Origin of the sequence: Nonomuraea sp. NPDC005983 (genome assembly GCF_040614375.1) — a bacterium.
In the GTDB taxonomy this organism is placed as follows: domain Bacteria; phylum Actinomycetota; class Actinomycetes; order Streptosporangiales; family Streptosporangiaceae; genus Nonomuraea.
Window position 1 is genome coordinate 35,465 of the sequence record NZ_JBEXUP010000059.1, and the last position, 14,061, is coordinate 49,525.

Below are 14,061 nucleotides of genomic sequence, written 5' to 3' on the forward strand. Positions count from 1 at the left end.
ACGGCTACGTCCGCATCGTGGTCAAGCATTCGGGCAAGGTGCTGGCCATCGAGAACGCCAGCCTCAAGGACGGCGCCAGCCTGAACCAGTACGACACCGGCACCCAAGACAACGAGAAGTTCCGGCTGGAGCCCATCAGCGACGGTAACTGGTAGCTCACAAGGTTTAGCACGTCCGTGCCGTCCGTGCGCCGGACGGCCGGGCGTACCTGACATCGCGGTCCACCATCTGCGCACTGCCGCCCAGCAGGCAACCGAAGGAGGCCCCGTCTCATTAGGTGAGAGTGCGTAATGGAGGAAACACCCTCCCGCAGCGGGCCGGGTGCAGCCAGCCATAGACCGCCGACAATGTTCATGCGGGAGGGGGGATATGACCGTGCCCGGCTGCCCCGACAGCCCGCCACTCAACTGCGCCCCGTCGAGATCTGCAACCGATTCTTCACACCCCGCCACATGACTACTCTCGGTCGCGAAACGTTCACACTGACCAAAAGGGATACGTCCCCAGCACAAACAGGGACATATACGGCCAACTACGGGGGACCGAGACCAGCCCACATCGCTTACAAGATCGGGCCCCCGGCGCGACTTATGCGTCTGGCATATCCGGATATGGATATGCAGATTCAGCAGGTCAGCGTCCGAGCCCACGGCGGGACGAACGGGCGGCGGTTAGGCTACGACGACGATCTCGATAGGGGCGTTGATGTAGAAGATCACATGCAAGCCGACTGCCCGTATGAGGAGTTCTCCGTCTATGACACTGATCGCAGCACTGAAACGGCCACCACCTTACTCGCTTGTGCGGCCCGGCGAACATCGTCACGATCGCACGTTAGAGCGAAGGGCCTTCGACGAGCGCCGACGACCCTTCGCTCTTCCTCCGTACCAGTCCGTACTAGAAGTCGAACTCACCCTTCTTCGCACCATCGATGAACGCGGCCCAGACCGACGGTGTGACCACGTACGGAGCGAGGTCGAGGCGCTCCGTGTCGCGCAAGCCCACGCGGCCGTCAGACAGGGGAGCTACTTCCAAGCAATCGCCGCTATCGCCGGAGCGGGTGGCCTTGCGCCATTCAGCGTTCTTGAGAAGTTCTTCGGTCAGTTCGTCCATTTCTCTGCCATCTCCCTTATGAGCTGCAGCGAAGCCCGACGGGGCAGGGCTTCGTTGTGCAGCATCTCGTACTTCAGCCTGACCTCGCGGACGCGTGCGCTGTCGGCAGTGATCTGGCCTATGGTGATCGACTCGAGGTAGACCATATCTGGCATCCCTGGCCCCCCGGCGAGAACGAAAGCACCTTGTAGACCCGTGGTCAGCCAGGAGCTATGCGGGAGCACGCGGATGTTGATGCGGGGGTGCTCGTCCAGGGCGGCCAAGTGAGCCATCTGCTCGGCCATCACCGCCTCACTGCCGGTCGGTCGGGCCAGGACTCCTTCATCCAGTATCGCCCATAGAGTCAGCTCCTATCTGCCGCTGTCGAACGTCTACAGGCCTTGACCACGCGGCTGACGTCGTCAGTGGGCGCGCGTGCCCGTTGCGTGCCCGATGGGGCGGTGATCAGGGGGAGTAGCGGGGACTCGCGGGCAGGGCCGCACGGCGTCTGCCCAGGGCCGGAGCATGTCAGGAGATCATGAGCCGAAATCTTCCAAACTAGTGTTCTTGTAGTCTGTGAGACCGTCGGGCCGATAGCCGAGCTGCTTTGCGCAGGGCCGGCTCATCAGGGGCCAGTTCTCTGGCCACGCTGGGACGTTCTGGCCGGTCACGGCAATACGAACACTCATCGTCCCAGCAAGCGCCCTCACGCCATTCGTCACACCACGGACACAAGGCAGCATCGTAGCGATCCGAGTAGGCTTGCCGACGACCACAGCGAGTGCACAATCCAGGCCAGTGCTCTCGTTTGGTACGTCGGGTCCGTGAGCGACTCACGCGTCCATTATCGCAAACCACGGGATAGGCGCGGGATGATCCCCGGTAGGCGTGCTCAAGAGAAGACCTGTGCCATTAGCGTGCCATTAAGGGTGGTCAGCAGCGGTCAATCACGGTCACTCGCGGACCGTCTTCAGCGCAGGTCGAGGCCGTTGTCCTTGAAGATCAGGCCGTTTTGCAAGCAGGATGTCAGGAGTTCGAATCTCCTAGGCTCCACCCCACGTCAACTCAGCACGACCCGCCTCATCGAGACAGCGCGCGGGCCGCTATGCATGGGTGCCGGGCTCGTCAGGAACCTCATGCGGGTAGTGCCCGTAGTGCCGTTGACGCCAGCGCTCGAAGTAGCCGATGCCCATCATGCCCACCCCAGCGAAGGCCACAACGCAGAGGCAAAAAAGCAAGGTAGACAGCGCGAAGGCATACTCCCATCCCGTTGCGGCACTGATCAACAAGAAGATGACGAAGAAGCCGCCGACAGTAGCGCCGGTAATCAGCCCGAGGCGCACAGGATGGGCTGCGGAGAACCGCTGACCGCGATGCGGTTTGGCATCGCCGCACGACGCAGTCCTCGAAGGGCCACCAGCCACCACAGCGCGAAGAGCCGATCGTCGCGAACGAAGTTCAGGAAGTCGACCAGCTGCTCGAGCGCCCATACCGCCACCGGCGGGCGTTCCCCGGTCTCCCTCCAGGCAGCCACTCGTCGTGCTGTCCACACGACGGCATGTGGATGACTCGGCGACGGCAGCCGCAGCGCCCGCGCCGGTGGCCGCCGACACGCGGAAACCGCCGGCCCCCTTGAGGAGACCGGCGGCGTCCACGGCTCAGAAGACCTCGATCTCCGCGAACTGCATCAGGTAGCTGGAGTCAAGCTTCGTCGCCGTCGTCCGCACGTAGCGAGCGGTCATCGGAGCGAAGCCGAACTGCTGCCCTGTCGCACCCGGCTTCGGGTACCCGGCGCGAGTGGCCACCGTGGTCCAGTTGGTCCCGTCAGCCGACACCTGGATGGTGAAGTCGACCGGGAAGCCGTTCCCCGTGGCCGCGCCGTCGCTGCGCGGCCACAGTACGACCTTGCTCACCCGTGAGGGTCCGCCCAGGTCCACCTGTACCCACTCGGTGTGCTGGGAGGACGCGAGCGCGCTACTGAAGCCCACCGAGTACCACAGCTGCGACAGCCGTACCCCATCTGTGGCATTGGTCCGCAACCAGCTCTCGGCGGGATATTCGACCGAGCTCGACGAGGTGACAGTGCGGCCGAGGGCCAGGTCGCCGCCCGCGGTCTCGATCTCGGCGAACTGCATGTGGTAGTCCCCGCGGTCGTCGCTTCGCAGGTTGGTGCCGGTGACCTTCACGTAGCGGGCGTTGACCGGTGCAAACGGGAAGGTCTGGGGATCGGCGGACGGCCGGGCATACCCGGTGGGGGAGGCGACGGTGGTCCAGTTTGTCCCGTTCGCCGACACCTGGACGGTGAAGTCGATCGGGAAGCCGAGACCGGTGTTCGCGCCGTCGTTGCGCGGGTAGAGATCGACCCTGCCGATGGACCGGGTGCTGCCGAGGTCGACCTGCACCCACTCGGTGTGGTTGGTGGTCGGATTGTCGATGCTGCTCCACCCCAGCGCGTTGCTCCGCGAGGTCCGCAGCCCGTCGTTGGCGGCGGCCCTGCTCCAGCCGTCGGCCTGGTAGCTGCTCGACGCGGTCACCGTGCCGAGCTCGGCCGCGTTGACCAGCGGGTTGAGGTGGACGTTGTCGAAGCGGGCGCTCGCACCGCCGGTGACCACGGCGGCGCTGCCGAGGGGGAAGGCGTTGTCGGTGACCGAGAGGACCTGATCGCCGCCCGAGTAGACCTTGATCGCGCCCTGCTGGTAGGTCACCCGCAGGCGGTTCCACGCGCCGGGCACGTATCCGGGCGCGGGGGCCTGGGCCAGCGTGGTGCCGTTGCGGTAGAGGAAGACCCGGCCGTCGTTGCGCTGGGCGACCAGGTAACCGCTGTCCATGTCGGTCGGGTTCAGGCTGTGGATCATCAGCCCGGCCCAGTTGGTGTCGCCGCCACCGGCCGTTACGCCGGTGATCTTCAGGTCCACGCTCGCGGCGACGTCACCGTAGGTGCGGCCCTCGACGGCCGAGGCGACGCCCCAGTCATCGGTGTCCGACTGGACGTACTCGCCCGAGTTGATCGACCACGTGCCCTTGGTGTGCCGCCAGGCGTTCTCGGTGCCGTCGAAGGCGTCCGCGAACGGGAAGGCCGGGTCGGGCGCGGTCGAGACCAGCTCGTCCAGGATCTGCTTGTGCCGCTCCACGACGGCCACACCGGAGTGCTCGTAGGAGGCCGCGTTGGTGATCAGGCTTTCCGCGATCTGCCGGGCCGTGACAGGCTTGCGCGCCTTGAGCAGATTGAGCAGCTCGAAGTCCTGCTGGCCGTCGAGCTCGGCCTCGCTGCGCAGGCTGTCGTACACGTCGTAGTCCCGCTTGTTGGGCCTGACCAGCCAGTTGTCGCCGCTCTGCCAGTCGTCGAAGGTGTTGACGTTGCCGAAGTTGGAGCCGTCGCCGAGGTTGCCCCAGTAGTTCCAGCCCCAGTGCAGGTAGCCGTTGCCGCCCGCCTTCCAGATCAGCCAGGGCAGCAGCCGGGTCCCGTCGAGGGGGTAGCTGATCAGCCGGTTCATGTAGCTGTCCTGCGGCACGCCCGAGGTGTACATCCACAGGTCCTTGCCGGCCAGGCGCTGCGACTGGTAGTGGCCGACGTTGCTCTCATAGGTGGCGGTCAGCGGGGTGAGCGTCGACAGGCTTGGCTCGGTGGCGGTGAACACGCCGAGGTGCGCCTCGCTGCTGAGCGGGTTCGGGAAGTAGGTCCTGTACTTGCCGTAGAACCAGGTGGCGTTGGTCGCCTGGTTGGCGGTCCCGGGTTCGTCGAGCGCGCTGATGAAGAACTTGCCTGTCCACCCCTTGGCGTCCAGGTGCGCCTTGAGCGCGGGGAAGAGCTTGTCCAGGTAGGCGTTGGTCTGCGCGGTGTCGGGGGCGGCGAGGATCCGCTTGACCGGGCCGCTCCCGCCGTTGGCCGCGACCAGCATCTCCAGGAGCATGTTGCCGTTCGGGTCCCTCTCGAGCAGGGTGGGCGTGTAGATGTACTGCATCGCGCCCGCGTCGATGAACAGCTGGACGAACCTGTCGAAGTTCGTCCAGTCCCAGGTGTAGGTGCCGGAGGCGTCCACGGTGGTGCCGGGGATCAGCAGCGCCTGGAAATCGGTGTAGATCACGTTGTTCCGGTGCTTGGCCTGGTTCACCGCGAAGTTGCCGATCACCTTCCACCAGTGCGCGTCGTAGGCGGTGACGCCGTACTGGACGGGGATGGACAACTCGGTGCCGGTGTAGTCCCAGCCCACTGAGGTGAACCAATTGTTGTTCCTGAAGGTCGACTGGTTGGTGGGCGGAATCGTGACGTCGTACACGGTCACGGAAACCGGCACGGTCACGTCGCCCGAGTCGCTGTGCACGACGGCCTTGCCGGTGTAGACGCCCGGCGCCTGGCCTGCGGGGACGTGGACCTGGTAGAAGTACGCGAGCGTGGTGTTCGCGGCCGGGTTCTGCGGCTTGTTGTCCACCAGCGCGTCGAAGTAGGCGGTCCCGCCGTCCGGCGGGTTCTCGTAGCCGCTGCCCCACTTGGCGACGTTCGGGTGGTTGTACTCACGGCGGACGCTGACGTCGCGCAGGGTCCCGCCGGGTCCGGTCAGCGGCGATACGCCGACCGAGACTCCGGTCCGCGCGCTGCTGGACCGGACCAGGATCTGCGCGGCCTGGTACTCGTTGCGCGCGGCGTAGAGCCTGATCGAGCCGGACGCGTTCGACGGCGGGCTGGAGGAGGAGAAGGCGCGGTCGGATTCGTTCTGCACCCAGACCGACAGCGCGGCTGCCTGGGCGGGCTCGGAGAGCAATAAGGGGAAGAGTAAGGCGGCTAACGCGAGCATGGTACGGAGCACAGAGATCTCCTGGGGGGGTCAGCTCATGCGGAAGTCGTAGCGGGCAGGGAGTTCGGCGTCGTCGCCGTGCAGGGCGAACCACAGCGCGTCGAGGGAGTCCTCACCCTCGCGCAGGTCGGGAACCATCAGGTCGCCGTCGAGGACGCGACCGGCGCGCTCCAGGTCACCGGCCTTCAGGGCCGCCTGGGCCTCCAGGAGCCTGATCCGGCCGTGACGGCGGTCTTCCAGGTTGTCGATCACCTCCAGTGCGTCGCCGGCCCGATCGGCGTCGATCAGGGCGCGGAGCGTTTCGACCGTCAGTACGTGCAGGTCCGGCGCGAGCGCGTGCGCCTCGAGGAGCAGTACGGCTCTGGCCGCCTCGTCCCCGGTCTGTGCCAGTGCCCGCAGGACCAGTGGGGACCTCTTGAGGCCCAGCGACTCCTCCCAGGCGGACCTGGCGCCGCGGAGGTCTCCGGCCGCGAGGAGGTTGAGCCCGAAATGGTAGAGCCCGTGCCAGTCGGTGGCGCCCTCGAGCAGGCTCAGCCACTCCGGGCCGACCACGCACGCGGCGGGTTCCGGCAGCACGCCGGTCTCGCGCAACGTCAGCCAGGGCCGCTGCTCGGGGCCCAGGCTCTCGGGCGGGAAACCGGGCAGCCCTTCCAGTGCGCCCCACCCGGATCCCAGGTGCAGGATCTCGCCCACGGGCAGGTCCTGCCACTGCTCTGCGGCGTTCTCCAGGCCTGCCATACGGGCGGGGTCGTAGGGGCCGTAGCTCTCCGTCCAGGTCCAGCGCTCGCCCGGGCCGATCGGGACGTGCTCGAGCTGGGTGCGGCACAGGCCGCCCTGGATCTCCAGGTACCGCAGGCCGGGCTCGGACAGCCACTCCTGCCAGCGCGAGCCGCCAGGACCGGTCCCCCAGCCGAACAGCTTCCTGCCGAGCAGCCGCTCCGTGGACTGGTGCAGCAGCCCGTGGCCGGAGGAGTCCACCGCCGCGATCCACGGCGGGCCCTCGACGTGGAAGAAGTAGTCGGCCGCCCGCCGCCACGTCGAGGGGCGCAGCACCTCGGGCGTGACGGGGACCGTGGTCAGCCTCTGCTCGTAGCCGTAGTAGTCGGCCTTGTCCGCCGGGACCAGCACCCGGGTGCCGGGTGTCTCGGGGACCGCGATGTTCGACCACCAGTAGGCCTGGACGGTGTGCGGGCGCGGGTTGCGCAGCGTCACGCCGACCAGGAGCCTGTCGCCGTCGAGCCGCGCGTCGAGCTGCATGACCAGCCCGAACGCCCGCTCGTACTCGAACATCCTGATCCCGTCGCCGACCCTGACGGCGTGCAGCGGCTCGCAGGTCAGCGGCCAGTGCCCGGTCGTGCCGAGGTTCCACTCGACCCCGCCGGCGAACCAGGCGTCGCGCAGCGCCAGGTTGGCCGGCTGGATGACCGGGTTCTTGAACAGCAGTTCCCTTCCGGCGGCCTTGTCGACGAGCGACCAGAGCCGCCCGCCGAGCGAGGGCAGGAACTCGGCGCGCAGGTGGTCGTTCTCCAGCGTCAGCACCGGGATGTCCCGCTCGCGCGGGTCGCGGGTGTACTCGCTGCGCATGCCGTACGGCAGCAGCCCGAGGATGGGCAGCGGGCTGACGGGCCCCAGGTCCGAGATCCGCGTCACTTGCCCGCTCCCAGGGTGAGGCCGGAGATGATCCTCCTGGCCAGGACGATGTAGAGGACGAGCATCGGGATCACCACGATGGCCACGCCGGCGATCAGCCCGCCGTACTCCGACTGGTAGGTGGCGGCGCCGTACAGCGTGAACAGCGCGCGGGCCAGTGTGAAGCCCGAGGTGTCCTGGATGAACACGATCGCCAGCAGGGCCTCGTTCCACAGCCCGATCGCGTTGAGTATCAGCGCGGTGATCATCCCGCCCTTGGCCAGCGGGAGCGTGATCCGCACGAACGTCCGCAGCGGCGAGGCGCCGTCCAGCGCGGCCGCCTCCTCCAGTTCCTCCGGCAGCGTGCGGAAGAACCCGGTCAGCAGGAAGATCGTGAAGGGCAGCGACACCGCGACGTACAGCAGGAACAGCCCGACCAGGCTGTTGGTCATCTTGAGCTGCGCCATCCCGACGAACAGCGGGATGATCACCGTCTGGATCGGCACCCCCATCCCGATCGCGATGAAGCTGGTCAGCGGCCCCGATCCGCGGACGCCGAGCCGGCTCAGCGCGTACGCCGTGGGGGCCGAGACCAGCACGATCGTGACCGACGCCAGGGCCGTCAGCACGACCGTGATCAGGAAGGCGTGCCCGAACTCCGCCTGGTTCCAGGCGTAGAGGAAGTTGCGGAACGGCTGGCCGCGCTGGAACCACGTGTGCGGCAGCCCGAACGGGTCGCGGAAGATCTCCAGCGGCGTCTTGAACGACGCGGCGATCAGCCAGTAGAGCAGCAGGACGTTGACCGCGGTGAACAGCCAGATGATCGTCCTGCCTGCCAGGCGCAGCATCAGTACTCCAGCCTCTCCCTGCGCATCACCCAGCGCAGCGTCAGCACCAGGAAGGTCACCAGCACGATCATCACGACGGCCGTGGCGCAGGCGACGCCGTACTCCGGCGTGCCCTGCGTGCCGAACGACCGGTCGTAGACGTAGATCGCCAGCGTCCAGGTCTTGTTGGGCGGCAGGTAGGTGCCAGGACCTGCCAGGACGAAGACCATCTCGAAGATCTTGACGGCGCCGATCGTCCACAGCACCCCGGCGATACCGACCACGTCCCAGATCATGGGCAGCGTGATGTGCCGGAACTTCTGCCACGGCGTCGCCCCGCACAGGTCCGCGTCCTCGTACAGGTAGGGCGGGATGCGGTCGATCGCGGCCATCAGGATGGTGATGTAGAACCCGGCGCTCGCCCAGATCAGCGCGCCGATCACCACCCAGACGACGCTCTCCGGCTGCAGGAACTTGGCCGCGGGCGCCCCGACCAGGTTGAGCAGGAAGTTGGCCAGGCCCTGCTTGGAGGGGTTGTAGCGGAACACGAAGCCGAAGAACATGCCGATGGCCACCGGCGCGACGATGTTCGGGAAGAACAGGATCGCCCGGATCAGCTTGCTCGCCTTCATGTCCCGCAGGACCATCGCGAACAGGAAGGCGAACAGGAACGTCCCGATCCCGCCGACCGCGATGTACATCAGCGTGTTGGCGAAGGCGTACCCGAACGACTCGCTGCCCAGCATCTGCCGGTATTCCTCGAGGCCGGCGAACCTCGGCGTCCCGGCGCCCGACCAGCGGGTGAAGCTGAGCGCCACGGTGACGATCGCCGGGCCGACCAGGAACAGCACGTAGAGCACGATCGCCGGGAGCACGAACGGCCAGAACAGCCGCCGCTTGCGGGCCAGGTGCGGCGTGCCGGTGACGGGCAGGGCGCGCCCGCGCGTCACCGCACGCTCCTGTACGGTCTGCGCCATCAGTGCTGGGTCTTCCAGAACTCGGCGGTCTTGGCGGCGAGCCTGTCGACGAACTGCGGCGCGGTGATCTTGCCCTTGAGCAGGTCGTTGTCGGCGGGGAAGAGGACCTGCTCGGTGAACTTGCCGCCGGCGATGCCGTCCAGCCCGTCCATGAACAGCATGTGCGTCTTGGCCGGGTCGTCCAGCGCGGCCTTCAGGTCGGCGATGTCGCTGGGCACGGGCAGGTCCTTGCGCGGGGTCAGGCTGTCGGCGACCGCGGGCACTCCGGCCAGCATCGCCCTGTTCAGGAAGTAGGCCATGAAGGCCTTGGCGGCCTCGGGGTGCTTGGCCTTCTTGGTGACGCTGAAGCCGATCTCCTGGACCTCGATGACGTCGTGTGTCGCGCCCTCGGGCATCGGGTACTGGAACGAGCCGTAGTCGATGGCCTCGCCGCCGCCCTGCTTGTTGAGGTACTCGCGGGTCTCGGTCGGGCCCCAGCTGCCCATGAACAGGAAGTCGGCGTCGCCGTCCGCCCAGCGCTGCTGGATCTGCGGGAACTTGGCCGCGTCCCAGCCGTCGATGAGGTAGCTGCCGATCTTGGAGGTGTACTCGGCAGCCTTCTGGAAGCCCGGGTCGGCCTTCCATGCCTGGCCGGTCTTGTCCTGCGCGGCCTTGGCCAGCCCGCCAGGACCGACGTACCGCGCGGCGGCCTGCTCGAAGAACCAGGCCCCGTAGTAGCTGATGTCACCGTCGAGCGCGACCGCCGAGCGGCCCGCCTTCTTGGCGGAGTCGAACAGGCTGAACAGCTCGTCCATGCGCTTGGGCGCCTGCAGGCCCGCGACCTGCTTCTTGTTGTACCACCAGGCGTCGCCCAAGACGATGTACGGGATCGAGAACAGCTTGCCCGCCTCGTCCTTGGCGGCCGGGGTGTCCCAGTACGGCGCGGGCAGTATCTCGCGGACCGTGCCGTCGCCGGTCTTCATGTCGAGGACGTCGTCCACGGGCTGGGTGCCGCCCGCCTGGACGACGGCCGCCTTCACGCCGGTGAAGTCCTGGTCGAACAGGTCCGGGACCGTGTCGGTGTTCAGCGCCGGTACCAGGTTCTGGCGCAAGTAGGCGCGGCCGAGCCACTGGATGTTCACCTTGACGCCGGTCTGCTTGGTGAAGCAGTCGGCGACGTACTGGACGACCTTGCCCTGCGGCTCGTCCTTGGTCCACATCGACCAGTAGGTGAGCTCCTTGTCGGTCGCGGGCTTGACCGCGACCGACGGGCACGAGGTGTTGAAGTAGGCGGCCGCGGTCGGGAGGGTGAACTCCCCGCCGTCGGCCTGCTGGGCGGGGCTGCCGCCGGTCTCGCTCGCGGGGGTTCCGCTGGAACCGCAGGCGGTCAGGGCAAGGCTCGTCGCCAGTCCGAGGGCAGCAAGGATCCGGGTGTTGGACATGGCTTCTCCTGCTGGGGGGCTACGCTAGAGAAACGTTTTAATAAGATCTCGGCTGGACAGTAGATCCGGCGTTGTGAGGTGTCAAGAGGTCCGCCGCGGCTGACAATCCAGCCGCTCCATGGTCGCACCGGCGGTCAGAGCACGGATCACCTCCGCCTGCTGGCCCCAGCGGACGAAAGGCCTGGTAGACAGCCCGTCCCAACGCCACACCCGGGCACCGCAGGCACAGAACTCGATGATGCGGGGCCTGCTCTGACGATGACAGCTCACCCTCACGTTCATGACGCACGGATTAAAACGTGCAAAACACCCATCCAGCCAGAGCCCTTGACCGGTCCGCCCCCTGGAGTTATCGTGCTCATAATTGATCGTTAAAACGTTTTGTTCAAAACTCGTACGCAAACGAGCTGTCAGCGTCCCCCATCCGCCAGGGGCCGGGGGACGTCGTTTCCTGTGCACCCGCAGCCAGCCCCTCCAGTCTGGCTGCGGAAGAGGTGGCCGGTGAGCGGGTGCGGCACTCCGAAGATCGGGTGTACGGCGAGCTCCTCCGCCACGACTGCCTCGTGCCCCGCCAGGAGGTGGGTGCGGGCGACACCGAGAACCCATGCCTCGCGGGCCATCACGGGGCCCTGCACCACGTCCGCAGGAAGCTGGTCGCCGAAGCGGCCGAGCAGCACGTCGACGACGTCGTCACGGAGCGTCTGCAGGTAGTCCGAGCCGGTGACGTCGATCGTGGACACCTCGCAGGCGGGGAACGTCCTGCGGAAGTCCGCGACCAGGCGCTCGAACCTCTCGTCGCCACAGTGAGTGAGATAGCCGACGCGTACGACGCCGTCCGGGCTCTGCCCGGTGGATCTCGCCCGGCGCAGAGCGGCGCCCAGGTCGGCGTATACGTGGAGGAGATCGGCGCGGAGCCGGCCGCCGCGAGAAGGATGCCTAGGTGCCACTCGGGACGGAGTCTGCTGCCCTGTTGCGGTGAAGCCTGCGCAACATGAGGGCGACGGTGAGCCGCAATCGGCCGGGCTGCTCGCGGAGGGACCAGCCGAGCAGCCGCTCGGCCTGGGCCATCCGCTCGTGCAGGGTGGAGTGATGCACACATAACGCCGCGGCGGCCGTGCGCAGGCTGATGCCGCCGGCCAGCGTGTCCAGGGTCGCCAGCATCCACGGGGCAGCCGCCGCCGTCCGCTCGACCGCGGCGATGTCGGGACCCGCCCCGAGCCCGGCGTCCACCGCGGCCGCCAGCATGATCAGACCGCCGAGGTCCTCGGCGCGGACGACCTGCGGTCCCGGATCAGTGGGTGTGCCGTCGGCGGTGAAGCGCGCCGCCGCCCGCGCGGCGGCGACCGTCTGCGGCAGTTCCAGCAGGGGTACGGCGGGACCGACGCCGGCACGCAGGTCGTCCGGCAGCACTTCCGTAACGGCAGCGGTGACCTGCAGCGAGCCGTCGAACCCGGCGATCACGCGTGCGGGTGCCGACCGGCTCAGGCCCAGCGACTTCGCGGCGTGATGGCGATCCTCGGTCGGCGCTGAGGCGTCCAGCAGCACCTCCACCAGCTCGGTGTCGTGGTGCGGGTGCGGCCGGGCACGGCTGCGCGTGCGGTCCAGAATCGTGCGGGCCGCCATCGCGGCGCGTTCGAGCACCATCGCCTCGACCGGCCCGGCCGGCCCCGGATGCTCCAGGTAGACGGTGATGTGGGAGTCGACGGTCAATCGGCACCACTCGGCCTGGGGCGCGGGCAGGGCCTGCTCGGTGCGTGCGCCGTCAGGTGTCACCCGGATCCTGAGGCTGCGGTCGGTGTCGATGAGGACGGCTGGATGCCCGGACAGTACGGCGGCGCCCCTGACCACGTTCTCCAGCCCCGCACGACGCTCCATCAGCTGGTCGAAGAACGTGATGACCCGCAGCGCGGCCCCGGCGTCCGGGTCCAGCGCCTCCACGCGGCCGACCAGCTCTCTCACATCTCCATAGTGGTTCGCGCCGGCTCAGCTCGCCAACAGGCGGCGCAGCCAGTCCTGCCGGGCACGGGTCAAGGCTTGAGAAAGCGCGGCCTGCGGCATCCAGGCGTCGAAGGCGTGAAAACCGCCCGGCCAGACGTGCAGCTCGGCGTCGCCGCCAGCCTGCCAGATCCGGTCGGCGTACGCCATGGCCTCGTCGCGGAAGATCTCAGCCGAGCCCACGTCGATGTAGGCGGGCGGCAGCCCGGACAGGTCGGTGGCCCGTGCCGGCGCCGCGTACGGCGAAACGTTCGCGCCGCCGTAGGCCGCGCCCAGCAGTGCCCGCCATCCGGTCTCGTTCGAGGTCTGGTCCCAGACGCCGAACCCGCGCATCTGGATCGTGGAGTAGCTGTCGTTGCGGTCGTCCAGCATCGGGTAGCCGAGCAGCTGGCCGTACAGAGCAGGGCCCTCGCGGTCGCGGGCCAGCAGCGTGACCGCCGCCGCCAGGCCGCCGCCGGCGCTGACGCCCACGATCACGATGCGCTCGGTGTCGGCACCGAGCGCGTCGGCGTGCTCGGCGATCCAGCTCAACCCGGCGTAGCAGTCCTCCACCTGGGCGGGGTAGGGATGCTCGGGCGCCAGGCGGTACTCCACGGAAACCACGATCGCGCCGTGCGGCTCGGCGAGGTCCAGCATCGGCGTCATGCCGGACCGGCGCGTGCCCGCGACCATGCCGCCGTCGTGGATGTGGTAGATCACCGGGGCGGGGACGTCCACGGCAGCCGGCGTGCAGACCAGCACGGTCACATCCGGGGCGCCGGGCGGGCCGGGCACGACGTGGTCGGCGAAGGTGTAGGAGCCGCCCCGGCGCAGGCCGTCGTCGCCCACCTCGTGGGCGGCGACGTGGCCGGTACGCAGGGCGCCGATCAGGTCCGGGGTTAGCGTCACCGGCGCGCCGCCCTGGACGACGGCGAGCCCGGCGGCGAGCTCGGCGTCGAAGGGCGGGGGCGGTCCGGTCACCCGCGCGGGAACGCTGCCCGTGTCCGTCATGGTCCCCATCGTCCCGGGTAGAGCCGCTGGCCGGCCACCAGACGCGTGTCGGGCAATAGCCGACGGGCGTCGGGTAGAGGTGGCCGCCGTGTTGCGTGATGGTTTCCCAAACGTGTCGGAACCATACCGGCCCTGTTCAGCCCCAGGTTAATCACGGTACCTGGCTCCGCGCCTTTGGGCGGACCGACGCATCTTCACGCACTGGAGGATCCATGTTCGTTCGGAGTCGGACGCGGGTGGCCGCCGCTGCCGCGGCGTCCCTCGTGCTCGCGGCCACGCTGGTGCCCTCGCGAGCCATGTCTTCCTTCTCGCGCTTCTGCTGCTCGTCGACGCGGCG

At 68.0% G+C, this 14,061-nt stretch carries 13 protein-coding genes; 1 reads left to right on the forward strand and 12 read right to left on the reverse strand.

Annotation, left to right across the window (positions count from 1 at the left end; translation table 11 throughout):
- Positions 1-155, forward strand: a 155-nt coding sequence (locus tag ABZ297_RS24900) for an RICIN domain-containing protein (RefSeq protein WP_355350541.1), incomplete at its 5' end; no start/stop codon positions are given.
- A gap of 742 nt (positions 156-897) precedes the next feature.
- Here the strand turns inward: ABZ297_RS24900 and ABZ297_RS24905 are convergent.
- From ABZ297_RS24905 to ABZ297_RS24960, 12 genes are all read right to left on the reverse strand, one after another.
- Entirely contained in the window at positions 898-1,113 is a 216-nt protein-coding gene (locus ABZ297_RS24905; RefSeq protein WP_355350520.1) for a DUF397 domain-containing protein, read from the reverse strand.
- Complete coding sequence (locus tag ABZ297_RS24910) at positions 1,101-1,460, reverse strand: DUF5753 domain-containing protein (RefSeq protein ID WP_355350543.1); 360 nt, start codon at positions 1,458-1,460, stop codon at positions 1,101-1,103. The genes ABZ297_RS24905 and ABZ297_RS24910 overlap by 13 nt, the downstream gene beginning before the upstream one ends.
- A gap of 735 nt (positions 1,461-2,195) precedes the next feature.
- On the reverse strand, positions 2,196-2,435 hold the full coding sequence (locus tag ABZ297_RS24915; RefSeq protein WP_355350522.1) for a hypothetical protein: 240 nt from the start codon (positions 2,433-2,435) through the stop codon (positions 2,196-2,198).
- Entirely contained in the window at positions 2,420-2,590 is a 171-nt protein-coding gene (locus ABZ297_RS24920; protein WP_355350524.1) for a hypothetical protein, read from the reverse strand. Before ABZ297_RS24920 ends, ABZ297_RS24915 begins: the two co-directional genes overlap by 16 nt.
- 160 nt (positions 2,591-2,750) lie before the next feature.
- Positions 2,751-5,885 carry a discoidin domain-containing protein gene (locus tag ABZ297_RS24925; protein WP_355350526.1) on the reverse strand — a complete coding sequence of 1,045 codons (3,135 nt, stop codon included), beginning with the start codon at positions 5,883-5,885 and terminating at the stop codon, positions 2,751-2,753.
- Positions 5,886-5,915: 30 nt separating this feature from the next.
- The gene (locus ABZ297_RS24930; RefSeq protein WP_355350528.1) at positions 5,916-7,535 is read right to left on the reverse strand and encodes a DUF5107 domain-containing protein; all 1,620 of its coding nucleotides are present in this window, start codon (positions 7,533-7,535) and stop codon (positions 5,916-5,918) included.
- Positions 7,532-8,362 (reverse strand): carbohydrate ABC transporter permease, encoded by an 831-nt coding sequence (locus ABZ297_RS24935; RefSeq protein ID WP_355350530.1) that lies wholly within the window; start codon positions 8,360-8,362, stop codon positions 7,532-7,534. The genes ABZ297_RS24930 and ABZ297_RS24935 overlap by 4 nt, the downstream gene beginning before the upstream one ends.
- Entirely contained in the window at positions 8,362-9,318 is a 957-nt protein-coding gene (locus tag ABZ297_RS24940) for a sugar ABC transporter permease (RefSeq protein WP_355350531.1), read from the reverse strand. The genes ABZ297_RS24935 and ABZ297_RS24940 overlap by 1 nt, the downstream gene beginning before the upstream one ends.
- Positions 9,318-10,739, reverse strand: a complete 1,422-nt coding sequence (locus ABZ297_RS24945) for an ABC transporter substrate-binding protein (protein ID WP_355350533.1) — start codon at positions 10,737-10,739, stop codon at positions 9,318-9,320. The genes ABZ297_RS24940 and ABZ297_RS24945 overlap by 1 nt, the downstream gene beginning before the upstream one ends.
- Before the next feature lie 410 nt (positions 10,740-11,149).
- Positions 11,150-11,686, reverse strand: coding sequence for a LysR substrate-binding domain-containing protein (locus ABZ297_RS24950; protein WP_355350535.1), 537 nt, complete (start codon positions 11,684-11,686; stop codon positions 11,150-11,152).
- On the reverse strand, positions 11,676-12,698 hold the full coding sequence (locus tag ABZ297_RS24955; protein WP_355350537.1) for a helix-turn-helix domain-containing protein: 1,023 nt from the start codon (positions 12,696-12,698) through the stop codon (positions 11,676-11,678). The genes ABZ297_RS24950 and ABZ297_RS24955 overlap by 11 nt, the downstream gene beginning before the upstream one ends.
- Before the next feature lie 24 nt (positions 12,699-12,722).
- A complete protein-coding gene (locus tag ABZ297_RS24960) occupies positions 12,723-13,724 on the reverse strand; it encodes an alpha/beta hydrolase (RefSeq protein ID WP_355350539.1) in 1,002 nt (333 codons plus the stop codon).
- Positions 13,725-14,061 lie beyond the last annotated feature (337 nt).

Coding starts and splice junctions, on each gene's coding strand:
- ABZ297_RS24905 (WP_355350520.1), bottom strand. CDS start 1,113: ATGGACGAACTGACCGAAGAACTTCTCAAGAACGCTGAATGGCGCAAG.
- ABZ297_RS24935 (WP_355350530.1), bottom strand. CDS start 8,362: ATGCTGCGCCTGGCAGGCAGGACGATCATCTGGCTGTTCACCGCGGTC.
- ABZ297_RS24925 (WP_355350526.1), bottom strand. CDS start 5,885: ATGCTCGCGTTAGCCGCCTTACTCTTCCCCTTATTGCTCTCCGAGCCC.
- ABZ297_RS24940 (WP_355350531.1), bottom strand. CDS start 9,318: ATGGCGCAGACCGTACAGGAGCGTGCGGTGACGCGCGGGCGCGCCCTG.
- ABZ297_RS24945 (WP_355350533.1), bottom strand. CDS start 10,739: ATGTCCAACACCCGGATCCTTGCTGCCCTCGGACTGGCGACGAGCCTT.
- ABZ297_RS24960 (WP_355350539.1), bottom strand. CDS start 13,724: ATGACGGACACGGGCAGCGTTCCCGCGCGGGTGACCGGACCGCCCCCG.